General features: G+C 47.1%; 11 protein-coding genes. 1 reads left to right on the top strand and 10 read right to left on the bottom strand.

The features are described 5' to 3' along the window. Positions 1-17 precede the first annotated feature (17 nt). The 5 genes from NC996_RS19190 to NC996_RS19170 all read right to left on the bottom strand — a co-directional run bounded on the left by NC996_RS19190 (position 18) and on the right by NC996_RS19170 (position 12,154). Positions 18-2,837: a CHASE2 domain-containing protein gene (locus NC996_RS19190; RefSeq protein ID WP_339380289.1), complete on the bottom strand. Its 2,820-nt coding sequence runs from the start codon at positions 2,835-2,837 to the stop codon at positions 18-20. 97 nt (positions 2,838-2,934) lie between these two features. Then, positions 2,935-3,735 carry a DUF928 domain-containing protein gene (locus NC996_RS19185; protein WP_190685229.1) on the bottom strand — a complete coding sequence of 267 codons (801 nt, stop codon included), beginning with the start codon at positions 3,733-3,735 and terminating at the stop codon, positions 2,935-2,937. 124 nt (positions 3,736-3,859) lie between these two features. Further along, positions 3,860-6,694 carry a CHAT domain-containing protein gene (locus tag NC996_RS19180; protein WP_190685227.1) on the bottom strand — a complete coding sequence of 945 codons (2,835 nt, stop codon included), beginning with the start codon at positions 6,692-6,694 and terminating at the stop codon, positions 3,860-3,862. Positions 6,695-6,720: 26 nt separating this feature from the next. Further along, positions 6,721-10,434: a filamentous hemagglutinin N-terminal domain-containing protein gene (locus tag NC996_RS19175; protein ID WP_339380288.1), complete on the bottom strand. Its 3,714-nt coding sequence runs from the start codon at positions 10,432-10,434 to the stop codon at positions 6,721-6,723. Positions 10,435-10,639: 205 nt separating this feature from the next. Next, on the bottom strand, positions 10,640-12,154 hold the full coding sequence (locus tag NC996_RS19170) for an NB-ARC domain-containing protein (protein ID WP_190685221.1): 1,515 nt from the start codon (positions 12,152-12,154) through the stop codon (positions 10,640-10,642). Positions 12,155-12,436: 282 nt separating this feature from the next. Between NC996_RS19170 and NC996_RS19165 the strand changes: the two genes are divergently transcribed. Next, positions 12,437-14,785, top strand: coding sequence for a tetratricopeptide repeat protein (locus tag NC996_RS19165; protein WP_348260009.1), 2,349 nt, complete (start codon positions 12,437-12,439; stop codon positions 14,783-14,785). Between the two features lie 214 nt (positions 14,786-14,999). Here NC996_RS19165 and NC996_RS19160 read toward each other — a convergent pair whose 3' ends face one another. From NC996_RS19160 to NC996_RS19140, 5 genes are all read right to left on the bottom strand, one after another. Further along, a complete protein-coding gene (locus NC996_RS19160; protein ID WP_190685216.1) occupies positions 15,000-15,443 on the bottom strand; it encodes a hypothetical protein in 444 nt (147 codons plus the stop codon). A gap of 142 nt (positions 15,444-15,585) precedes the next feature. Further along, the gene (locus NC996_RS19155; RefSeq protein ID WP_190685213.1) at positions 15,586-16,131 is read right to left on the bottom strand and encodes a DsbA family protein; all 546 of its coding nucleotides are present in this window, start codon (positions 16,129-16,131) and stop codon (positions 15,586-15,588) included. 438 nt (positions 16,132-16,569) lie between these two features. Next, entirely contained in the window at positions 16,570-17,199 is a 630-nt protein-coding gene (locus NC996_RS19150) for a response regulator (RefSeq protein WP_190685192.1), read from the bottom strand. Between the two features lie 6 nt (positions 17,200-17,205). Continuing rightward, positions 17,206-18,627, bottom strand: coding sequence for a response regulator (locus NC996_RS19145; protein ID WP_190685189.1), 1,422 nt, complete (start codon positions 18,625-18,627; stop codon positions 17,206-17,208). Next, a complete protein-coding gene (locus tag NC996_RS19140) occupies positions 18,624-24,617 on the bottom strand; it encodes a hybrid sensor histidine kinase/response regulator (RefSeq protein WP_190685186.1) in 5,994 nt (1,997 codons plus the stop codon). The genes NC996_RS19145 and NC996_RS19140 overlap by 4 nt, the downstream gene beginning before the upstream one ends. Positions 24,618-24,635: the final 18 nt, after the last annotated feature.

Genomic DNA, 24,635 nt, shown 5'->3' with positions numbered 1-24,635 from the left:
GTTGATACCACTGATTTTTAATAGGTTATCGGTTGTGTCAAATCCAATAACTGTCGATACTTAAAATCTTTAGCCAAAGAAGTGATCGCGGTTGCTAAGGGTTGATTTAACTCACTGATTTGAGCAATCAAGGTCTGTATCAACTCGACATCAAGATTGTAGATAGCTTGACGGAGGTTAGCAACTAAATCGGGAGGTAAGGCAGCGATTGCCTCTGGAGTCAAGATTTCTACCTTAGTTTCAGTAGATGCGGCAGTGGATTCAGCATACACGAAGCGCACCCCAATATGTTTGTGTAGAGCGTCAAAGATGTCAGCCTCTCGGAAGGGTTTGTGGATAAAGTCATCGCAACCGACTCTAAGGGCAGTGGTTCGCTCTTTCTCTAAGGTATGGGCAGTCACCGCAACAATTGCTATAGCTTGACCCGTTTGGATCTTGGCTTGTTCATCCTTCCTATTTGTTTCCCGAAGTCTGATCTGTTTAGTCGCTTCATACCCATCCATCATGGGCATTCGCATATCCATAAAGATTAAGTGTGGAGAATATTTCTCCCAAATCTCAATCGCCTCAATACCGTTACTAGCTTCCCACAGTTCAAAGCCAAAGGGAGAAAGCAACTTTGTTAGTAGTTGGCGATTTTCAAGAGCGTCGTCCGCAATCAGAATACGATAGCTCAGTTGATTGGGTTCTAGGGCAAGTACTCGACGGGTTGGTTGTTGGCTTTTGATGTCAGTGGCTTCAACCAAGCTGAGTTTAATGTCAAACTTGAAGACAGAACCCTTGCCCACCAAGGAAGTAACAGTTACTTCCCCCCCCATCAGTTGCACGAACGAGCGTGCGATAGTTAACCCTAATCCTGTCCCTTCCTGCAATTGTTGACCTGTTTTCGTTTGTACAAAGGGTTGAAAAAGCTTGTCTAACTCCTCTTTGGCAATGCCAGAACCCGTATCTTCAACTTCAAAGGTAATTGTGTGTTGTCCGTTTTCTTTTACCACTGATTCCTGTAAGGGTGGGTTTAACGAAGTTGTCTGTTGCTCCACACTCCACCTGGTTAAACCCGCCCCTACAACCGCTGACACTCTTACCGAAACGGTGCCTGCTTTCGTAAACTTAATTGCGTTAGAGAGCAGATTAATCAAAACTTGACGCAACTTGACTTCATCGGTGCGTACATGTTGGGGAACATCTGGAGTTCGGTTAAATAGCAACTGTAACCCCTTACTGTCAGCCTTAAGCTGAAACATACATTGCAAATCGTCTAGAAGATAATAGAGGTCGAAGGGTGTTTCGTTGAGCGTAGCGCGTCCTGCTTCGATTTTGGATAAATCTAAGAGTTGATTAATCAGAGTGAGTAGATGTTCTCCACTGCGAGTTATGGTACCCAGGTGTTCTTGCTGTTCCAGGGGTAGATTAGGCGATCGCCCCATCAATTGGGAAAAGCCAAGAATCACGTTGAGGGGAGTACGCAGTTCGTGGCTCATATTCGCCAGGAAAGTGCTTTTGGCTTGGTTTGCCGCAGTCGCAGCATCTTCGGCTTGTTTCGCACGGATGGTTTCCCGCTCTAGTTCCAGGGTACGCTCCTTTACTTTTTGTTCCAGCGTCCGTGCATAATCTTCCAATTGCTTATGGGAGAGTTTCAGGTTTCGGGCGAGTAAGTAGCCGTTACTAATAGTGGCAGCCCCAACTAGAGCTATTAGTGGGGAAATCACAATCAGCCACCAGCCTGCCAAAAACAGCAGGTACGCACTGCCCAAAAGAGTAATCCCGAAAAACAAAACGGCAATAACTGTCCGTCGAGGAGATGTCGATGTCCAGCCTAATATTGCCCCAATCCCCGACCAAACTAAAATCCATAAGCCTTCAAACGGCTCAGAACTACCTTGGAGTAAAGGTCGCCCGTCCAGTGCTGCACTCAACAGTTGGCTAGTCAAATGGGCATGAATCTCAACGCCAGCCGATGCAGTACCCAGCGTCGTACTATAGGAGGTGTAAAAGCGATCGTTGATACTCTCTGCCGTTGCACCAATCAAAACAATGCGATCGCGTATCAAATTCGCTGGTATCTGACCCTCTAAAACAGCCGTCATCGAGATAGTACGAAAGCCATGCCGTAGTCTGCGAAAATTTGACAATATCTGATACCCTCCGACATCAGCACGGATATAGCCCCCGTCATTTGCTTTTAAGGGAGCAAATACGGCTCGACCCAATCTAAATTTGCTCTTGCTACGGTCAACTTCTTGGGGGGTAATGCCTTCAGTTGCAAGGTAAGCAAAAGCCAGTTTTGCCCCCAGACTTAATATTGGTTGATTGTCCTGGGTTCTCAGATACAGTAAACTGCGACGGAGTTTGCCATCAGTATCCAATACCAGATCGCTTGCGCTAACTTGACCAAGCTGGAGCAACGTTGGTGGTGCTTCAACAGCATCACTGTCAGCTTTTTTTACCACTGTCTTAATACCAATCAAGTTGGGTGTAGAGGCAAAGACCTTGACCAATTCCTGATGACCAGGCTCGACTGGTAAATTTCGATAGAGATCTAGACCAATTGCTCTCGGATTCTGTTGTTTGAGTGTTAAGAGCAAGCGAGCCATTACAGCATCTGACATCGGCCACTGTCTCAGTTTCTTAATGTCCGACTCGTCAATCGTGACAATGACAATTCGAGGGTCGGCAGGCTCTAGAGGACGCAGGCGAAAAAATTGATCGAGTGCTACTAACTCCAATAGTTGTAGGGCTCCTGCCAAACGCAGAGCAACTAATACTCCAGCTACACTAGGAGCCGTTATCAATACCCCACGCCATTGCCAGATTCGCTGTTTCAGCGTTGTCCACATAAAGGGATTTTCAATTGAATCCAATCTAACTGCTGGGACAAAATAAAGGGATTTTCAATTGAATCCAATCTAACTGCTGGGACAAATTGATAGAATACTATTTTTTAACTAGCTGTGTAGCTAGAGAATTCAATCCACCTGAGTTGAGCAGTTCTTTCCACGCTGCACTCACGCTCGGATCGGCGGGTTGGGAGTGTTGTAGCTCAAACAGCGTGAAGACTGCTTCATACCAAACATCAGCAGTTCTATATAAAGAAACACGCTTCTTTGGTGCTGCCTTTTCGATTTGATTTATCAGGGCTGAATTGAGTTTAGTTCGTCGAATCCTGCCACGAACGAATTGGTCTTGTAGTCGGTTTTTAGGGTCACAAATCATAGCAAACGACCACGTATAATCCTGACCAATCTCCAAAGGCGGTGCATTAGGCGGTAAGCTAAAGCTGACAATGCCGGAAGTATTGGTCAGACCAAAGGTCGTCTGGTAAATACCCTTATTGTTTTGATCGAATAGACTAAATTCTGCCGTTTGGGCAGTAGTTTGTGGAACATAGGCTAGAAATGTCGGATGCTCTGCTACCGTTAACCCCGGTTCAGTAACTGGACTCAAGGCGGTGAGAGGTGGCTCTGAAGTTATTGCATCCTGCGGGCATCTGCCTCCGTCTCGCGTACCTCCCCCCGTCGTCTCGTCAGGATTATTTGGCGGTGGTGGTAATTGAGCATTGATTTGCCTCTGATTATAGCTGTCATAGTTTGAGATTTTGAGGTGCGATCGCGCTTTGCCCGGTAGCGAAGCTAATTGCGTCTGTATCCTTGCTAAAACACTAGGAGCAATAACCAGTTCTAAACTCAGGGCAACCCAAAAGGATGCAAGAGGCAACAGGAATTTTATCCAAACCATGAGTAAGCTATCCCCTATTCCCTGATTACCAAGTTCTAGATAAAACTAGGAGGTGCAGCAGCTACTTTTGTTTTTTGCTACTCGCTGCAACGTACTGTAGATGCGTCATACATTATGACAAGCATCAAAGCCAATTTCCCAAGAGAATGAAAGGTGCCCAGTAATAAGGATGCTCGTATTGGGGCTGTTTCAATAGTTCTAGTTGAGCAGTACGAACGGCTTGGGATTTGGTCACTCCTGGCTGACCTAGTCCTTGGTAAAACTCTACCATGAAGAATGCAGTCGAGCGGTCATTCACTGACCATAACGTTGCGAGAGTGCTGCGTGCTCCTGAGCGTACAGCTAATCCAGCTAGTCCCAAAGCCGCCCGTCGATCGCCAGTTGCCGTCTGGCACGCACTTAGAACCAGTAATTCAATCGGGTTTAATTCACCTTGTTCTCTGGATCGGAGTAGGGTGTCCAATTGTTTAACATTAATGCGATCGTCCCAAGTAAGAATAAATGTATCTTCAGCCCTAGAACTAAACCGACCGTGGGTTGCCAGGTGAATTACAGGAAATGGCGCTGAATTGAGTTGACTTTGGAGGGTTGTGCTGGTAAAAGTTTGATCCAGAAGTACTTGAGAAGGTATCTCAGACTCGATCTGATTAACTTCAATAGCTACAGATGGTAAAGCTGAAAAGCCTTGACGCGCTTCGCTCAGTCCGCCCACTAATCCTTTAAGCTGTTGGCGTTCTAAGGGTTGGGGCTGGAGCAATTGTAGACCTGGGGCGAGAGCAATGTTGTACTTCTCTATTAGATACTTTTGACCGTCGTAGAGAGCTGCCATTGGCAGGTTTCGTAAGGAGCTATCTAGCACAAATACCAGGGTGGTGACACCACTTGCGGCTAGCTTATCTTCCGCCGATCGCAGTAGCAAGTCATACACTTGTTTAGCAATGGGCAAACGCTCCTGGGTAAAGGACGTGCGTCTTAGGGATTGTTGCATCTGGCTTAAGATGCGCTCTACTTCACTCTGAGGTAAAGAAGTCTCGTAATAGCTCAAGGGTTGGTTGGGCAAGGAAAGGATAACGGCTAATCGATTTGGCAGAATAATCGGGTAGATGACCGCCGTCTGAGGATTAATTTGGTCAACCTGTACGGGTTGAGCCGTCAAACAGGCTTCGCGAAAGAAGTTTTCTAGTTCTGCCAACTGTAGCGATTCAATGAGCTCACGAGCTTGTTTGAGGTTTGTCTGACTGGGTTCACTTCCTTGGGGGGATTGTAGAAGCAGTTCAACTAATTCTCTGTAAACGGGTTCCACACTCTCCCGGAAGGAGAACTGCACATCGGTATTGATGCTGACTAAATCATTGCGTAGGTAGCTGAGGGTGTTGACAGCTTCCGTGTAAGCTGCGATCGCGCTTGCGCGCATGGCTTCGTTTACCCCTGCTTTGTGTGTGTGGGAAGAACCTATCGCGTCTGGCTTCGAGTTATTAATGTCTCCCTGAGCTTTCAACAGCCGTCCTAAATGCCACTGCCACTGGTAGGCAATGTCTGGTGCATTAATAATCTGAGCTAGGATTAGCGCTTGTCGAGTTAGCTCTTGAGCGTTGTCCCACTGCCGAGTCTGTTCGTACAAAGTACCAAGACTGCCAAGAGCGTAAGATTCTGCTCTGGCATCGTTTAAACTTCTCGCTTGTTGGAGGGCATTCGCTAACAGTCGAGCAGAGGCGAGTATAGGTTCAGTTACTCCCCCCCCTCCCTCTCTCCCTATCTTCATCAGGCTCTGGGCAAAGTCAATTTGGGTATAAACAGCTAGGCGACTGGGAGGTAGTTCAGCAAGTTGGGGTTGGATTTGAGTCCATAGAGTTTGAGCCTCTGCCGATCGTTTTGCCTCGATTAACAGGTTTAGCTGAATGACTTGAGCTTGAATTTTAGTGGTGGGCAAGGGAGCAGTTTCTGCTGCTTGACGATAAAACTTCAGGGCTGTGTCAGTCTCCCCCTGAGCACGAACGGTATTGCCCAAGCTCATAAGGATGCCACTAATGTCTGAAGCTGATTCATCTTCATCTAAGGATGAGCGCGACTCTTCCCGCAATCGTTCAGCAATTGCTAAACTTTGCTGCAAGACAATACGGGTTCGATCTAGATCGCCGACAAGACGTAGGGTATTACCAAGGTTACGCAATCCAGCTACCTTAAGCGCCGAGTCGGGTTGCTTTTGGAGAGTCTTTTCCACCTCCTCTAAGATCATGGTGGCTCGTTTGTACAGCCCAAGTGCTTGCAAGGCTCTAGCTTGGTTAATTTGGCTACCGAGTATCCCGACTTCATCACCCGCTTTCTGGTAGGCAGCTTCAGCTTGTTGCCAGGTTTCCACAGCATCGGACTCTTGACCTTGAGTTAATTGCAAATTCCCTTGAGTGTTGAGGACTTGGGCGAGAATGAGTTGGCGATCACTTGTCTGTTGTTTGTTGTTCGCCAGAAGTTGGAGACTCTGGGTTATGGCTTTGGTTGCTTCAGTCCATTGTCCGAGTTGCTCGAAGGCAGAGGCCAGAAAGCTTAAGGTTAGGGCTTGGTTGAGTACATCCCCTTGAGCTTCAAACGTTGTTGCTGCCCGTTGCCAAGCCGTTACTGCTTCTGAAAATTGTCCGGCTTGGTAGAGTTCTTTTCCCTGTTGGATTGCGTCAGAGAGTTTAGGGGCTAGGTATTGGGGGCTTGGGGAGTTGGATTTGGATTCAGATTGTTTAGCCGTTAAATTAAGCCCTGGCGAATGGAATTCGCGGCTATATAAACCAAGTCCGCCTGCGCGGACAACACTACCAACTTGGCGATTTGACGACGCTGATGCAATTGTGGTGTGCAGGCTGACGGCTGCGATCGCTCCCACCAGAGCTAATAAGATGAACACAAGCCATCTTTGCTTCTGTAAGGGGCTACGCTTCAAGAAGAACTTTGCCTGGCGGACTCGCTTAGACATAGGAGTTTTCCAAAATTTTGGGAGTGTCAAGACCCATCGCAATTAACTGGCTGTCCCCAACGATTGGGGGAGGTCACATTAGGCGCACTTGCCGTGAGCATGACCTTTCCATCGGCTCCAAAGACCCACCCAGTCGCTTCTACCCGCGCTGATTTACTGCTGGGGGGGTTAGTGGAAGGCGGTAAAGTTCCATTAGCAGGAGTGTTCGGTTGACGGCTAACTCTAGCAGGAGTGCGCCAGTCTCGCCAACGGGGGTCATCTCCCAAGGCTTGTTGAGGGGTAGGCGGCAAGCCCCCACGACCCGTGACTACGAAGGAACTGCCTTGAACATCTCGACACCCTTGAGTGATCGCGTCCGACGCATCGACTACTTCTGTAGGCAATTCGGCTAGTCCTCTTGAGGGGTCAATCCCTGGCGTGATCAGGTTTACTGTGCCACTAAACTCCGAACTGGCTCCCGTGGCGGTGATGTCGCTTAAGCGAGTTGGTTGCTCTCTAAACTCAATGCCAAAGATGCCCGAAGCTCTCACGGTTACGTTCCCGCCACGGAAATCCTCAGAATTAGCAGTGATGTTGCTATCTTCGTTTGGGACGGCAACCAAGTTGTCTGTATCGATGTTGATGTTGCCGCCGGGAATGTCGCTTCCTCTAGCATTAGTCGTGATGTTACTGCCATTTCGTAACACAATTAGGGGCGATCGCAAATTGATATTGCCCCCACCACCAGACGTGTCTGCCCGAATTCTGCCCCCGTTGTCGAGATAGATTTGATCGGCATCAACAAACAAGGAACCCGCACTGCCTGTGCCCTCACTGCTGACCGTTACTTCTGCCTGGTTTTGAATGTTCAAGGTTCCGGTTCGTAGATTTAAGTTGCCACCCGTGCCGCTACCACCCGTCTCGGCGGCAATAATGGAACCATTCCCGGTGAGAGTAATGGATTCAGGAGCGGTAATGGTGAGTTCTCCCCCATTACCACGGCTAGAGGTGGAGGCAGAGATTTGTGCCCCGTCTTGAAGGTTCACCCGCACACTTTGCCCGTTTCCGAGTGGCTGAATGGTGAGGTCGCCTGCATCGGCAGAAGTAGTGGTTTGAGCGAATAGCCCACTATTCGCACCCGACAGTTGGATATCTGGAGCGTTCACCGTGATGTCTCCCGCCCGTCCGCTACCAGAGGTGCTAGTAATCAGTTGCGCCCCTGCTTGAACATTTAATTGTCCGGTAGCGATTTGGATATCGCCTCCGCGCCCTGTGGAGTTAGGCTCGGTATTGGCGAATAAGCCGCTAGCTGCACCTGTTTCGGTGATGGCGTTGGCAACGTATGGACTGATGGGATTGGGAAATCTAGCAAGGCGCTCGGCGTAATTGGGGTCGCTCCCTATGATCGTAAGCTGCTCTCCTGCATTGACGGTGATAGTGCCAGCCCCTCCCTGTCCGAAGGTGGTGGTAATCAGTTGTCCGCCGTTGAGCGCTTCAAAGGAGCGGGCGGCATTGACGGTGATATCTCCCCCCTGCCCATCGCCTCGACTGCGGGCGCTTAGGGCGGCTCCATCTGCAATCCGAAAGGTCTGAGTATGAATGGTAATATCGCCCGCATTGCCCGCCGTATCGCTACTGGTAAACAAACCACTGGGTAAGCCATTGCTGGGAACGCTGCCAGAGATATCAACTCTATCCGCCCTGATGTCGATATTGCCTGCGTCTCCCTGTCCTTGCGTACTGGCTTTGATGAAACCGCCATCTTGTAGGAGTAAAGACCCCGCCCTGATGCGAAGGTTTCCACCCGACCCAATCGCCTGTGGCAGCACTCCCAAGGTAATCCTGGCAGATTCTCCTGAGCCAGAATCTGTTCCACCAACGAGCAAGATGGTGCCACTGATATCTAGATTGATGTCTGCCCCCCGTCCCCGTCCGCCCGGCAATACATCCCCAAACAGTCCAGCATTTGATTTCACGATGAGCTGTTGGGCTTGAATGTTAATGCCAGCACCATTACCCACGCCGCCATCTCCTACAAGGCTCCATATTGAAGTGGAAAATGTATTAGCATTCTCTCCATCTAGGGCAACCGTATCGCGAGCATTAATATTTACACTGCCTGCATTTCCCTGTCCATTCGTGCGGGAAACCAGTTGACTGCCCCTTGTGAGAGCCAGCGACCCTGTCGTGATGTTGATATTGCCAGCGTTACCGACACCAGTTGAGTCCACGACATTGAATACAGCGCTGATATCCTCCAAAGAGACGGTATCGCGAGCACTAATATTCACGTTACCTGCATTACCCGTACCTCCAGGACGCACATTGTTGCTGATAAAGCTGACATCAGTTATGTCTATCCTATCTATTGCGTCAAGTTGAATGTCCCCTGATTGAGTACCAGCAAAGCCTAACCCATCGTTGATCCCAGCTAGAAGTCTACTGCCCTCGCTCAGAGTCACGTTCTGAGCCGTAACGGTAATACTCCCACCTCCCCCAGCTCGAACGTTTATCTGAGCGCTATTGCTCAGGGAAACGTCTGCCCGCGCTACACCATCGGGAAAACTCAACCGCCAGTCACCCGCCGTGCCATTCAGCCCCACCATCCCCTGTCCCGCCACGGCACCCAACTCCACTCGGCTGCCCGGACTAATGATTTGCCCGCCTTCTAACCCGACATCGCCACCGACTAGCAACAGGCTTTGTCCTGCTGGCACCTGTAGCCCGGTTCCGTTGTTCGCTGTTGAGCGGTTAGAGTTAGTGAGGTTAATCGTGTAGGCTCCACTGTCCTCACCCCTACCATTCCAACCACTCAGTGGTGACTCATCTAAGTTTGGAAAAATATTACCGAGTGGACTCAAGGGGTCGTTATCGTAGCTAGAGATGCCTAGGTAGTAAGTGCCGGATACTGTCGGCGTAAACGGCTGGTCTTCTGGCACTGTTGATTGAAGTGTTCCCTCACTGTCATCGTTACTGTGAAGACCCAAACCCGTGGCATCAAACAAGAACAACTGAGTATCTACATCAGTCCCATCTAGCGTTGTTGCCTGAAAGGGTTGACCCTCAGTCAGAAAAAGTTGGTACAAGTCCACGTCACTGTTATCAGAAAGTGTCCCTGAGATAGCGTCAAAGCTTGTCCCTGAAAATTGGCTATTAACTGTCTGACTAGTATCGAGAGTTTGCCCTGCATCCTCCACTTCCGTAAACGGGTTGGTGGAAGATAAGGGTTCAGAGGGTTCAGGTTTATCACTCCTCACGACGATATCGCCTTCCGTGCCATTAAACTGCAAACCTATAGGCACACTGATAGTCAACAGGGGTGGGATGGATGGATTCACTGCGCTGAACTCTGTGCCATCGGCAAACTTTATACTACTTGCCGTACTTGCTACAAACGAACCCCCCACATTCAGACGGGAATTCTCGCCGAAGATGATGCCATTGGGGTTGATCAAGAAAAGGTTTGCAGTGCCGTTAGCTCGAATCAACCCATCAATGTTGGAAATCGATGCCCCGATAACCCGACTGAAGATGTTCTGGATGTCAGCCGCATTGTTGAAGAAAGCAGTACCGCCTGTGGGAACAGAAAACTCGCTGAAGCTGTGGAATAGATTGCCAGCCCGCCTTGCTCCACCATCGATTTGGAAATTGGGATTGCCTGTAACTTGCGATTGTTCACCTAGTGGCAGTGTTGTATCTCCAACTACTTGTGCGGCACAAAGGTTAGAGCTAAAGAGTGCATACAAGACACTGCTAGTCAAAAGCCATTTTTCTAGATAACACCCTTTCATCTCAAGTTTCTGCCTATGAAAGTAGCTAGACTGTATCATTTGACCGATACATAAGTCTTTCTAGAATTGCTAATTATTAGCTATTGCTGACAAGAGCTACTTGTCTAGGTTGGGTTCTGCTAAAATCTTTAAAGTTTGGGCTAGGACTCTCTATCCGTTTTTTGCCTCTTCCGAATTAAGCGGATGCCCGCCATAATTGAATCTCTTGCAACTCTCGCACGTAGTCCTTCGCCTGCGCTTTGACCAAGGTATGACTCCTGAAGTGTTCTATCTGTTGCGTCTCAATCTCGCTACAGTTCTGCTCAACGAATCGCTCCGTGACATATTCCATCACAACGGGTTGCACCCAGAAGTATTCTCCGTCCTTCTCAATTAACGACCGTATCAATAGGGAATTCATTGCTTCTAGCAGCTTGCGCCTGGAGGCGACTGTGACGATGTCCTTCTCTAACTGAGCAAAGGATACGGGTTCTTGACTAACCGCCATCAAATACATCACTTCCTGCTCCAACGCAGACAAGCGATTGAACTGCCCTTCCAAGAGATCGCGGATGTGTTCAAAGGCTAGAACTCCCTCCTGTGCATACTTAAATACCTCCGCAATTGTGCCATTGAAAAGCTCTTGGGCCGCTGCTGCCACCAGCTTCAATACCAGAGGATTGCCTCCATAGTGTTTGCTCAGTTGGCTCCACTCTGCCTCTGAACCTGCAAATTGCCCTTTTTGCTGGAACAACTCTCGCCCTGCTTCGGCTTTGAGTCCCTTCAATGATAGCGATCGCACTTTTGACTTCTCACCTTCGAGCAATGCGATCGCGCTGGGCTTTTCCCGCGTCGTCAGCAGCAAGCAACTTTGATGCGGCACTTCTCCAACAGTCTGGAGTAGTTGAGAGTACTCCTCATACCCGTCTCGACACTGCCCTGCCCGTTCCCCACTGCTCAAAATCGTCTCGGCATTGTCTAAGATTAGCAAACACCGCGAGGAACGCAGGCATTCCATCAACATGGATAATCTTCCATCTATGCTATTGGGTATCACTGGGTTTTCTCCCCGTATCCGCAGTACAAATGACAGGATACTCTCTAGTAACTCCTCCAATGGTGGTGCATTTCGGAGACTTCGCCACACCACTATCTCAAACTCCGTTTGAATTTGCAGCGCCAACTTCACTGCCAGCGTACTTTTGCCAATTCCACCAATCCCCTGGAGTGCCACTAATCTGCAATGATCTGCTATGCTCCACTGCCGAAGCTGGAATAATTCCTCCTCTCGCCCATAGAACTGGGACACATCTGCTGCTTCCCCCCAGTCCTGCTGCGGGTTATCCTGCCGGGTTTGCAACGCCTCAAACAGGGAAGTGGGGTGGGTATAGTCACTCTCGCTCAACTCTAACCCAAAGGCTTGGAAGGCATACTGCAATGACTGCTTGTCTACAGACTCTGTGCGTTTTAGGACTTTGGTAATGGTATTCAAAGCCAACCTTGTGCGATCACTTAGATCCTCAAGAGTGAAGCGGTTTCCATAGTTTTCATCAAACTCGGCTTGAGTTTTGGCAGCTTGGAACTTGTCCCAGCCGTGAAAGCTGAGTATAACCCCCCGGCTGCGTCTAGCTTTAAAAGGGAATTTGGAAGTCGTCGAGCGGCGATTTGACTTTTCTAAAGAAAAATTTTCTACAGAGGAAAGAGCGTACATATCTTACTGTCCTATTTAGTAACGGCTGTAGAGCTTTTAAAAAAATGAAACTCGTCTAGTTTTGAAACAATAAACAACGATTACTTGAACAATAATTGAGATCAAATTCATTTTGTGTCTCAAAATTCAGCCGTATCTTCAGCCATCCCCTTCAAAATCTTCAGAATTTACAGCTTAATTCTTCAGTTTATTCAAGATGGGTGACTCCTGAAGATCATCCAAGCTACGCTCAATACAGCACCCCTTTCTGGCTGGCTGATGAGTATCGAAGAAATATCACAATTGATCGGAGTAGCGAACAATCAAATTCTTGCTAAAACGGGCAAAGCTTTAGGAGATATCCAAGCGTGCATCCTCGAACAAGCCTTGCAAGGAAGCAAACTCAAGGATATTCGCGTGATTGGGTACGCTGACAGCACCATCCAGAGGGTCTTCTGCCCCGAACTTTGGGAGCTACTGTCAAACGCTACAGGGCAGAAAGTAAGGGTCAATACTGTTCAACTTGTGCTACAGAAACTACTGAAGGAATCAAACCCAGACAGTCTAAAGAAAGAAGACAGTTCTTCTGCATTTTTAGCTCCTCCTTTATCCTCTCCACCTTCTATAGAGCCTTCTAAACGGGTGCCGAACAACTTACCCGCTCCGAGCTGTACAACCTTCATTGGTCGTAAGGAGGAAGTTGCCCGATTGATGGAACTGCTTTCACCTAACCACGCAGCCCACTTGATCAGTATTGATGGCATCGGTGGTGTAGGGAAAACAACCTTAGTTGTGGAAGCCGCCTATCGTTGCCTGCGTACTAGTTACGGTGATGGAGCTTTCCTTGGCGTACCTACCTTTGAGGCGATTATCTTTACCTCTGCCAAAGAATCTTACCTGACTCCCTTTGGTGTTTTGAAAAGCCTTGCTCCTCGACGCACGCTCAACGACATTTTCCGCCAGATCGCTCGTACTCTAGACGACTTAGACATCACCGGAGCTAGTTTTGTAGAGCAAGTAGACCTGATTAAAGATTCTCTGTCGCACCAGCGCACCCTGCTGATTGTGGACAATCTGGAGACGATCGAAAACCAGCAGGATGTCCTGGCATTTCTGTACGAACTGCCACCTACGGTGAAAACAGTCATCACTACCCGCGAACAAATTATGTTTGTCCCCGTGCGTTTGACCTCATTGCCCCAGCCAGATGCTCTCCACTTGATTCAGTATGAAGCGCAAGAGAAAGGAGTAATCCTGAGTCCAGAAGATTCTCAAGCTCTCTACAAAGGAACTGGAGGTGTCCCAGTTGCCATCAGTTATGCCATTGGACAGTTGGCGAATGGCTTCCCGATGGAGGAAGTGCTGGAACGAATGTCTCAAACCACAGGGGATGTTGCTCGCTTCTGTTTTGAGAGTTCAGTGAAACCCCTGCGAGGGCAAGCCGCGCACAAGCTTCTGATGTCGCTTGCCCTATTTCCTGTGTCTGCATTACGAGAAGCCCTCGTTCAGGTGGCAGTACCGGACGCTGAAGCTGATGTTGTCAAGAACGCCTTAGCTAGATTGCGAGGACTCTCTTTGGTGAAGCATGAAGAAAACCGTTATGGCATTTTACCCTTAACCAAAGAGTATGCGCTTGCTGAATTGGCTGCTCACCCGGACTTTGAGAGTGAGGCACGTGATCGCTGGATCGGCTGGTACTTAAGCTTTTCCCAAAAGTATAGAGGGCAAGATGCCCAGGAGTGGCAGGCTCAGTTTGAGGGGCTAGAAGAGGAATGGTTGAATTTACAAGCTGTCATTGACTTTTGTGTGGTTGAAGGACGCTATGCCGCTCTGCTCGATCTTTGGCGGAACACGAAGGCATACACTCATATCATGGGTAGCCGGAAAAGTCGCCTGGGACATTGGGACGATCGCTTGATTTGGACGGTATCCCTGATTCAAACGGCAGAACAACGAGGTGATTGGTCAATCCTTGCAGAGATTGTAGTGGATCGAGGCGAGACTCTTACGGCAATGGGAAAACCCGCTCAGTTAGATGAAGCCGATTCACTTTTCATGAAAGCTTGGGATCTACGACAGTATCAAGATCGATTCTTTGAGATGAATTTGTCTAAACATCTGGCGATTCTCCGGATTCAACAGAGGCGATTTGACGAGGCTCAGTCGTGGCTCAACCAAACATTAGAGTTCTTAACGAATATTGAACTTCCAGAGGAACAACGACTGCGATGGCTGACACAAATCCGTTACTACCAAGCCGAGATCTGTTTTAAGCAAGAAGCTTACGACAAAGCCAAGCCACTGTTTTCTGAAGCACTCAACTATGCTCAGACAATTGATTGGCGGAGAGCCATCTTTTCTATTCAAAATTGGTTGGCTGACATTGCAATTGTGCAAGGAGAACTGGACGATGCCCACAAACTTCTGACAGAAGGATTATATGTTGCCCAAGTTAACCAAGATAAGGTTCGCATTGCCTTCTGCCAGTATTCATTAGCGAGTCTAGCCAGAGCGCACGGAAATCTAAGTGAGGCGCGGCAGTGGGCAATTGAAGCGTTTAACAACTTTGAAGTTTTAGGAATGCTACCTGAAGCAGAAGAGGCACGCACTTTAGTCCTCACTCTTGATACAGCTCTTTTAGGAGGCAGCTAACATTCTAGAATAATGGGAGTTCGATTTATACCGCTCAGCAATTTGGTGCATTGCCCAGTTGCTAAAAATTTTAGTCTTGCGCTGCTCAAGCCACTCTTTCTAGATACGGATAAATTACTCAGCGTCAGCAAGCTAGTTCTCTTTCCGTTCTTGATAAACTGAAGAATTTCTACTAAGGAAAAGTCCGTTAAGGAGCCTTGAGTACTCATGGTTTTTAATTGAATGCTAAAAGTATGTCGCAGGCAGCAGGGGTTGAATAACCCATCGCACCTCGACCAAACGTTTTTTCAAACAGTTGTTTTGTGCGATCGAACGCCTCAAGCCATTCTGCGCGATCGCCTCTTGTGCCCAGTCCCGCCGAGTGATGTATGGAGCCACCAAATAGAGTTTGACAATCGTCGTGATATTGTCGATCAGTGGCAATATGAGCGTGCAAAACCGCATCAATTTCTTCGGTGGGTACCAGTTGCATACCCGGATATTGCCGTGCTAGGAATAGAAACAAACTGTACTGCCAGATGGCACGCGCTGCTTGCGCTCTTGTGAAGTCTCGACCCTCGTCAGAGTTGAGTAGGTGATGACGGATGGTTTGCCAATCGAGGGTTTGAAGCTTCTTCAGGAAACTATAGCCCACAACCAATTGTTTGTAATTCATCATCGGTCATATCCTCTTGTACGGTGATTCGGTAATCTTGCGGTGTCCGGTTACATCTGCTCAGCTAGTCTGCATTTAACTTGTCTGCGAGCAACAACTCAAATACTGAGCCATTGTGAGGTTTCTTTTTTAACTTTTGACTTACTTAGGAGCTTTCTATTCTGGCGATCGCAGCCAATAAACTCTCGACGTTCCAAGCATCGCTGTAACGAATACCGTTGATGAATAACGTTGGAGTAGTGGTGACACCACTGCGTAAGCCACTTTCAACGTCTTCGGTAACGCGATCGGCATAAACGTGCCTCCACATAGCTTGAAGGAACTGAGGCATATCGAGTCCTAGTTCATTGGCATACTCAACGAGATAACCGTTATCCAATGACTGCTGATGCTGGAACAGCGTGTCGTGCATCTGCCAAAACTTTCCTTGCGCGGCTGCGGCTTCAGCAGCTTCCGCTGCCTTTTGAGCCTGGGGATGGATCGACACCTGGGGAAAGTGGCGGAAGACAAACCCTAGACGATTGCCTAGTTGTTGCTGAATCACTTTGATCATCCTGTGAGTCTCGCTACAATCAGGAGATTGGTAGTCGCCGTACTTTACTAGTACTACTGGGGCGTCGAGTGATCCTTGGATGCGATCGCGTTCTGAGGGAGGAACAGATAGCCTATTACCCTCATTTGCCTGACTCATTGAAGTAAAAAAATGATTTGTGACAACGACGAGATATCATAAAACCTCCTACCTGATTTATCCTTGGTTTCAGTGTAGAGAAGTTGCCTGCTGTTGTCGCCGGATTGAAGTTAGTTTTTTCACCTATAAAAAAGGTCAGCCTTAAGCTGACTCTGAGATGAAGAAATTACTCTAACTTGCGGCTAGGTACTAGGTACTACTTTTGGTGTACCGCAGTGGTCTTTTGTATGAAGTCTATTAGGATATCCGCTCTAAACCTTAAATACTATAAGAGCTAGAGAATTATTAAGATTTTCTTTATAAATCATAGCAAGTAATTATTGCCTTAGCGACTGCTATAAATGCCGATTAGCTGGTTTATGTGGTAGATCGTTCTACAGAACTTAGACAATCTTGGATCTGCCTAGATTGAGGCCTGTTTCCTGCTTCACCCACCCCCTAGATATTAACTATCCCTCGCTTAATTGCTGCGATGACGGCTTGAGTCCTGTCATTGACTCCCAATTTACTCAAGATATTGTTGACATGGAACTTAACGGTACTCTCAGCAATAGACACAGCCGTGCTAATTTCTTGGGTATTCATGCCAGCAACCATCAGACGGACGACTTCCAACTCGCGATCGCTCAATTGGGGGTTGCTCAATCGCTGGGCCAGCTTGGCTCCTATATCAGGTGGGATGTATTTTTTACCTCTGTGAACCGTGCGAATCGCTACCAGAAGTTCGTCAGGTTCAGCATCCTTGAGCAGATAACCCTTTGCACCTGCCCGAAGCCCCCGATAAATATCTTCATCACTATCGTAGGTGGTCACCACGATAATCCGGGCATCATTAAACTCGGCGCAGATAGCACTAATAGCAGCAACACCATCCAATTGAGGCATCCGCAAATCCATTAACGTTACATCGGGCTGATGTTGGTGGAACAGTTCCACTGCTTGGCACCCATCATAGGCTTGTCCGACAACAGTAATATCTGCCTCGCATTCGAGCAACGCTACCAACCCCTGCGCTACGACGGGATGATCGTCGGCAACCAAGACGCGAATGATGTTTGACTGGTTCACGATCACCTACTCCCTATCGAGCGATACGACAACTTCCGTTCCTCGTCCGGGTTGACTTTGGATTGTTAGCTTTGCGCCGATGCGATCGGCACGTTCTGTCATTCCCATTAGACCAAAACCGTTTTCCACAGAAAAACTGTTGATTTCAAACCCCTGCCCATTGTCCTTGATTCGCAAAATAAACTGCCTTGTCTCATACACCAGTTCAATTCGGATTTCACTAGCTCTGGCGTACTTAAAGGCATTGGTCAATGCTTCTTGCCCAATTCGGAGTACATTATTTTCTACATCTTGAGGCAGGGGATATGCCTTACCCAACACTTCGCAGATAGTATGGGTACTGGAATGGGAAAACATCTGTGACGACAGGCAACGCACAGCGCTGCATAAGTCACCATCCTCCAACAACTTCGGACGCAGTGCTTCCACTGAGCGACGGGCTTCGGTGAGTCCAGAGCGAGCTAAATCGCGCCCCACCTTTATATGTTCTTGTGCTGCCGCCGGATCTACCGTAATTTTGCGTGAGGCGGTTCCCAAGTGAACGATGATGCCTGTGAAGGCTTGCGCTAGGGTGTCGTGAATCTCTTGAGCCATGCGGTTGCGTTCTTCTAGCAAAGATGCCTCTAGTGCCTGTTTGTGATCGCGTAGCGCAGCAGCAACCCGTTCACTGATGTCCTGTCCAATTCCAATACTCATACCATTAGAAAGCCGAATACTTGCCCAGGATGTATCCAGATAGCTCCCATCGCGAATCCTGGCTTTGAAGTCTTGCCATTTCCCAGTAGCGGCGAACATGTGTTCCAAAACTGAGGTGCGATACTCTGGGTCAGGAACGCATTCTGCTATCAAATCGATGTTTTCTAGTTCTGTATGAGACCATCCCAATACACGTTCTGACTCCAGATTGACCAATTGAATTCGTCCGTTAGCATCATAAAGAGTCACCATTACAGGAATATGGTCAAAGATTGTTTGCAGGAGTTCCTTCTGCTCAGTTAACCGTGCATTTTGCTCTAAAAGTTGCTTAGAGAGCCGACTAATCCGCAATTGAGTCTCGATACGAGCCAAAACTTCTTTAGCTTCAAAGGGTTTGGTGATGTAATCTACTCCACCCAAAGAAAATGCTTTCACTTTATCGAACACTTCATGCACGGCACTGACGAAAATAACGGGAATATCTTTGGTTCGTTCATCTGCTTTTAGCTTTTCGCAGACTTGATAGCCATCCATCTCAGGCATCAGAATGTCCAGCAAAATCAGGTCAGGTCGAGTTGACTGGACAGACCTCAGAGCCAGTTGACCGTCCGGCATGAGGCGCACTTTATACCCTTGCTCAGACAAAATTCCGCCTAGAAGCTCCAAATTTGCAGGGTTATCATCAACAATTAAAATATTACATTTTAGGAAAGTATTTTGAGGATTACTCATTTTGAATTAATGGCAAATTGAGTTAAATTTAATAACTGCTTGTACCGGAAATTGTTAACCAATGCAGCGAGGGCATTGGCTAGGGGTTTATTTGAAGAGCGGATTTGGTCGATGAGACTCAACATTAAATCTTTATCGCCATCGATTGTAGCTTGGTAGAGATTAGCCACTAGATTCGTAGGTAAGGCAGCTATGGCATCGGGAGTTATGGCATTCGTCTCGTTTTGGGTTGAAGTGGGTAAGGCGACGGGTTCATCGTAGACGAAGCTCACTCCGAGATGTTTGTGCAGGGCATCAAAGATGTCTGCTTCTCTAAAGGGTTTGCGGATAAAATCATCACAACCCGTAGAAAGGATAATCGCTCGCTGTTCCTCGAAGCTACTAGCCGTGACGGCAACTATTGCTGTAGCCTGACCTTTGGTAGTGGCTTTAATGCGTTTGGTTGCTTCATAGCCATCCATCACGGGCATCCGCATATCCATTAAGATGATGTGCGGCGAACAGTTTTCCCAAAGTTCAATCGCCTGTTGACCATTAGTCGCTTCGAGTAGTTCAAAGCCAACCCTGGAAAGCAGCCTGATTAGCAGTTGTCGATTGTCCCAGCGATCGTCCACAATCAGAATGCGATAGGTTGGTTGGTTTGGTTCGAGGGCAACGACTCGGCGGGTTGGTTGTTGGCTGTTGCTCTGAGCCGTTTCAGCTACGCTAACAGTAATGTCAAATTTGAAAAGGCTACCATGCCCCACTTGGGAGCTAACAGTCATTTCACCTCCCATCAGTTGCACAAACGAGCGTGCTATAGGCAATCCTAAACCCGTCCCTTCAGAGGATTGTTGACCTGTTCTTGTTTGCATGAAGGCTTCAAACAAGCTATCTAGCTCTTCAGAAGCAATGCCAGCTCCGCTATCTTCGACTTCAAACTGCAATTGGTAATTGGTAATTGGTAATTGGTAATTGGAGCTATCTTCCCCATTACCGATTACTGACCTTACCCTTACTGATACGCCCCCTTCACAGGTAAACTTAATCGCATTATTGAGCAGGTTAATTAATACTTGACGCAACTTAACTTCATCAGTGCGTACAAATTGGGGTACTTCTGGCGTCCGCTCAAACAGTAACTGCAACCCTTTATTCTCAGCCTTGAGTTGGAACATATCTTCCAAATCATCTAGAAGGCAATGGAGGTCAAAGGATGTTTCGTTGAGTGTCGTGCGTCCTGCCTCGATTTTGGATAAATCTAAGACTTGATTAATCAGGGTGAGCAGGTGTTCTCCACTGCGGGTGATGATACCCAGGTTGTCTTGGTATTCGGAAGGTAGGCTTTGCGATCGACTCATTAATTGAGAAAAGCCCAGAATTGCATTGAGAGGAGTACGCAGTTCGTGGCTCATATTTGCCAGGAAAGTACTTTTGGCTTGGTTTGCTGCCTGCGCTTGTCGAGTGGCTTCGGCAAGTTCAGCAGTGCGTTGAGACACCTTTTGTTCCAACGAACGGCTGTATTCCCCTAGCTGAGTATAGAGGTTAGCATTTTCAATTGAAATGGCTGCTTGGGAGGATAATAGATTCAATACTTCCAATCGCTCTGGTGTAAAGGCTCCAGCCGTTAGATTATTTTCTAAGTAAAAAAGCCCGACCAGTTTGCCTTGATTGAGCAGTGGCGCACACAAGATAGATTTGGTTTGATGCTCTTTAATGTAAGGCTCATCAGTAAAGCTGCCTTCACGGGTGGCATCATTCAAGACTAAACTTTCTTTCGTGCGAACGACATAGTTGATGATTGCTACAGGAAGATAGTTGTCAATTGGAATTGACTGCAAAACTCTGGTGGTATAGGCATCTACATCTACTGAAGAATCCACCTCACTCCTAGCTTCAATCACCCATTCAACATCTTTGTGCAAAATCAAACAACCTGTTTGCGCCCCAGCATTCTCAATTAGTATCTGTATTAATGAACTGAGCAACTGCTCTAGCACAATTTCACCAGAAATTGCTTGGGAAGCTTTCATTACCGTCGCTAAATCCAAGGCTTCTCCCGAACTATTACTTGTGGTCGTTCTAGGATTGGTCGTGCGCGTGGAAGTCGTGCGATTCACATTCGGAGATTGAGTCAGTAACTGCGGGTATTTGATTTCTAAATGTTTGGCCTTTGCCATCGCTCCCCAGCGTTCATAGCAATAGTGAGCTTCTTTCATGTAAGTTTGGGCAATCTTTTCTCTAGCACGAGATAGGTAAAATTTGGCAGCCAATTCATAGGCTAATGCTTCTTCTTGGATATACTCATTGTCTTTAGCACCTTGAATGGCTTGTTCGTAGAACTCTTCCGCTTCAAACCACTGTCCCAAAACTCGCGCTTTCTCTGCCTCGACTAAATGATATTTATGCAAAAAATTCATGGGCGCATAGTGTGCCCATTGCTTCATTTTCTCCTGGTTAAGGGCAACTTTTTTGAGGATTTCAGATTGGGCTTGAACGCTGCTTTCGGAATAGGTTGCCAGTCTTGCCAGAGAGTCATAGAGATAGTATGAAGCCTGAAGGCTGCCCCCTGTTACTAGGCTCAGATGACTTTCTGCTAGGGTTGAGTTTTCAATTGCCTGAGCATACTCAGAAAATAGATAGCATAGGAAAAGTTTGTAAAAAGATACTAGAAGGAATACTAGAAGGATTGGTCTTTCATTTATTTCATTGTGTTGCAATATATTTTCATTGTAGGATTCGCCAATTAGACAGGTTGGTTTGACCGAGCGTCCCATCAAATTTAAGACAGACTGCTGAGAGATTTGAGTCCAGGCGAGCACTGCTTGCTGTTTGATTTGACCAATTGCTTCACTGTATATTCTCATCTCGCGTTCAAGTTCCACGAGTCCTTTCCCAACGCGAAACGATTGGTAGCAGTAGGAATAAGCGCCATAGGCAGCAAACTCTAAGTCACCAGTTTCTAGTGCACTTTTATAAGCTTCTAGTAATGGCTCCAGTGATTCTCTAATATGTTTTTTCCAGTGGTTGATGAAGCCATTTACGTACAGCAATGTTCTAGCTCTGAGTGAATGGGTATGGGGTTGTGACAACAGCCTGAGAGCAAGCTGTCCAAACTCGTACCCAGACTCTATATTTCCGACCATCCCACAAAGAATTAATCCATAGAAGGCATACGCAAAGGAAGATACAAACATATTGCCATATTGGATTGACAAATTGACCTGTTTAGACACAACTAGAGGCAGCAAATAAGGAGCAGTAATATGGGCAGCAACCGTGATGCTGGATAGGATTCGCATCGCCGCCAACTTGTCCGGCTCGGTCATTTGAGGCAAATGGAGCAAGTCTCCAATCGACTTTTCACTGATGAGAGATGTGATTGTGTCTAGTTCAAGATCAATATCTGCCTGACTCGGCTTTTCGGGAAAACTGATCCCAAATTGTTGTAAAACTTGCAAAGCAGTATCGATTGCTTTCAAGGACTGACCCTGCGCCATGTCAGTTTGAATTTTGACTTCGTAAGCTTTCACGGTATCGAGAACCGTTTTAGCTTCTTGTAAAACAATTGCTACCCAGGATTCTACCTGCTCAAACTCGCCACACAAGTACGCGACTTCTGTTGTTTCTGAATATAAATCTAAGGTCAGGTCATAGTTGGTTTGCCAGCTAGAAGCTTCCAGCCAAACTCTTGCTGCCGCTAAATATTTTTTAGCCATACTATAGGCAATCGCTGCTTTGGCTTTCTGACCTGCAATTAAATTTAATCGAGCAATTTCGTCTCGTTCGGGTTGAGCGGCGACCAGCTCAATCCCATAATTCAGATGATCGACAATTTCAAATAGCCGATCTGATAGGCGCTCTAGTAACGTTTTTTCGAGGAGATTGCAACCAATTTGTAAATGAACTGCTTGCTTATGCGGCTCATCAATTAAGGCGTATGCCGCCTGTTGTACTCGGTCATGGAGGAATTTATAATCCTGGACTAATAGCTGTTCATCCAATTCGGATATTGTCAATATCAAGCCAGACTGCGCTGCCAGAATTAGCTCTGGAAAAACTTCTCTGGGTGTTTTTTTACTAATAATAGAGAGAGTAGTTAAGTCAAAATTAGCACCAATGCAAGCGGCTAGCTTTAAAATTTGCTGCGTGACATAGGGAAGTTTCTTCAACTTGCCAATCATTAATTCCACCACATTTTCAGTAATATTTTTTGACTCAATCTGAGGGATATCCCATCGCCAGATTAGATTATCAAAATCAAAAGCTAGTAAGTTTTCGGTGTACAGCGTTTTAAAAAATTCATTAACAAAAAAAGGATTTCCTCCTGTTTTGTGTACTACCAATTCTGCCAAGGGTTTGACTGTACTGATTTCACCGTGTAATGTGTCGGCAATCAGTTGTATGATCACCTCCAGCCCTAAAGGTGCTAACGTAATCCGACTGATTGTTACTCCCTCTTTTCTAAGTTCCTCTAGCATCATCATCAATGAATGGGTTCGATTAACCTCGTTATCCCGATATGCCCCAATCAAAAACAGGTATTGAGTATCTACATCCGTCATCATCAACTCGATCAACCTTAGTGTTGCTAAGTCAACCCACTGTAGATCGTCCAGAAAGATAACTAAGGGATGTTCTGGTGAACAGAACATCCGAATAAACTTTTGAAAAACTCGATTAAACCGATTCTGAGCTTCAGTCGCTCCAACTTCTGGTACAGGTGCCTGCTTACCAATAATAAGTTCTACTTCCGGAATGACATTGATAATAATCTGCCCGTTTGTTCCCAACGCTGTTAAGAGTTTGTCTCGCCACTGTTGCAATTGGTGTTCCGGTTCGCTTAAGAGTTGCCGCACTAATCCTGCGAAAGCACTGACGACAGCCGAGTAGGGAATATTGCGCCCAAACTGATCAAATTTACCAGAAATGAAGTAACCACGCTTTTGGGTAATCGGTTTATAAATTTCTTGGACTAGTGCTGACTTGCCGATACCGGAATAGCCTGCAACCAACAGCAATTCTGCTTGCTTTGCCTTCCCTGCGGCTATTCGCTCAAATGTAGTTAGTAACGTCTCAACTTCCGCTTCCCTTCCATACAGTTTTTGCGGGATTTGAAACTTGTCAGTGATATCTTGATTACCTAATTGAAACGTTGCAATCTCACCCGTTGTTTCTAACTGCCGTAAACATTCCAACAAATCAGCTTTGAGTCCCCAGGCACTCTGATAGCGCTCTTCGGCATTCTTTGCCATCAACTTCATGATGATGCCTGAAATGACTGGAGGTATCTGTGCATTCACCTGATGCAGTGGAATAGGCTGTTTGGCAATATGATAATGCACCAGTTCCAGAATATCTGTCGTCGGAAAAGGCAGTTGTCCTGTAAGCAGTTTGTAGAAGGTGACACCCAGAGAGTAAAAGTCCGTGCGATAATCCAGGGTTCGGTTCATCCTTCCGGTTTGCTCGGGCGACATGTAGGCTAAGGTGCCTTCTAAAACATTAGGATTCTTAAATGTAGGGTTGGTGCGGGTTAACTGGGTGGAAATGCCAAAGTCGATAAGTTTGACAACCCCGGTGTTTGGATTGAGGACAATATTACTTGGGTTAATGTCTTTGTGGATGACGTTGGTAGCATGAATGCTGCCCAAAATTTCTGTAATTGCGATTGCGAGGCTCAAGAATTGGGCTAAGGGAAGAGGGCAATACGCTTGGGGTGATTCCTGCATCCATTTCGCTAAGGACTCGCCCCCAAAATCCTCAAGAATTATCACTAGAGTTCGCTGATAATCTTGCTGACTGTAAGCCTTAACAACCCCATCTATGTTGAGCGATCGCGTAATTTCATATTCCTGTTTGTAGCGGGTGAGTTCGACTGGAGTGGGATAATCTTCTTTGAGTACCTTGAGGATGACAGGTGTATTGTCGTCTTCTCGTATCCCTCGATATACCAGCGAATTAGCACTTTCGTAGATTTTGGCTGTGATTGCAACCTGAGGCAGGGAAATCATAGATATTGCTCTGTAAGT

It is taken from the genome of Trichocoleus sp. ST-U2, assembly GCF_039961875.1.
Taxonomy (GTDB): domain Bacteria; phylum Cyanobacteriota; class Cyanobacteriia; order Cyanobacteriales; family FACHB-T130; genus FACHB-T130.
This window is presented reverse-complemented; position numbering and strand designations above follow the sequence as displayed.

Excerpts from the sequence above, each read along its gene's own strand:
- NC996_RS19190 (WP_339380289.1), bottom strand. The coding sequence starts at position 2,837 with ATGTGGACAACGCTGAAACAGCGAATCTGGCAATGGCGTGGGGTATTG.
- NC996_RS19170 (WP_190685221.1), bottom strand. The coding sequence starts at position 12,154 with ATGTACGCTCTTTCCTCTGTAGAAAATTTTTCTTTAGAAAAGTCAAAT.
- NC996_RS19180 (WP_190685227.1), bottom strand. The coding sequence starts at position 6,694 with ATGTCTAAGCGAGTCCGCCAGGCAAAGTTCTTCTTGAAGCGTAGCCCC.
- NC996_RS19145 (WP_190685189.1), bottom strand. The coding sequence starts at position 18,627 with ATGAGTAATCCTCAAAATACTTTCCTAAAATGTAATATTTTAATTGTT.
- NC996_RS19140 (WP_190685186.1), bottom strand. The coding sequence starts at position 24,617 with ATGATTTCCCTGCCTCAGGTTGCAATCACAGCCAAAATCTACGAAAGT.
- NC996_RS19155 (WP_190685213.1), bottom strand. The coding sequence starts at position 16,131 with ATGAGTCAGGCAAATGAGGGTAATAGGCTATCTGTTCCTCCCTCAGAA.
- NC996_RS19185 (WP_190685229.1), bottom strand. The coding sequence starts at position 3,735 with ATGGTTTGGATAAAATTCCTGTTGCCTCTTGCATCCTTTTGGGTTGCC.
- NC996_RS19160 (WP_190685216.1), bottom strand. The coding sequence starts at position 15,443 with ATGATGAATTACAAACAATTGGTTGTGGGCTATAGTTTCCTGAAGAAG.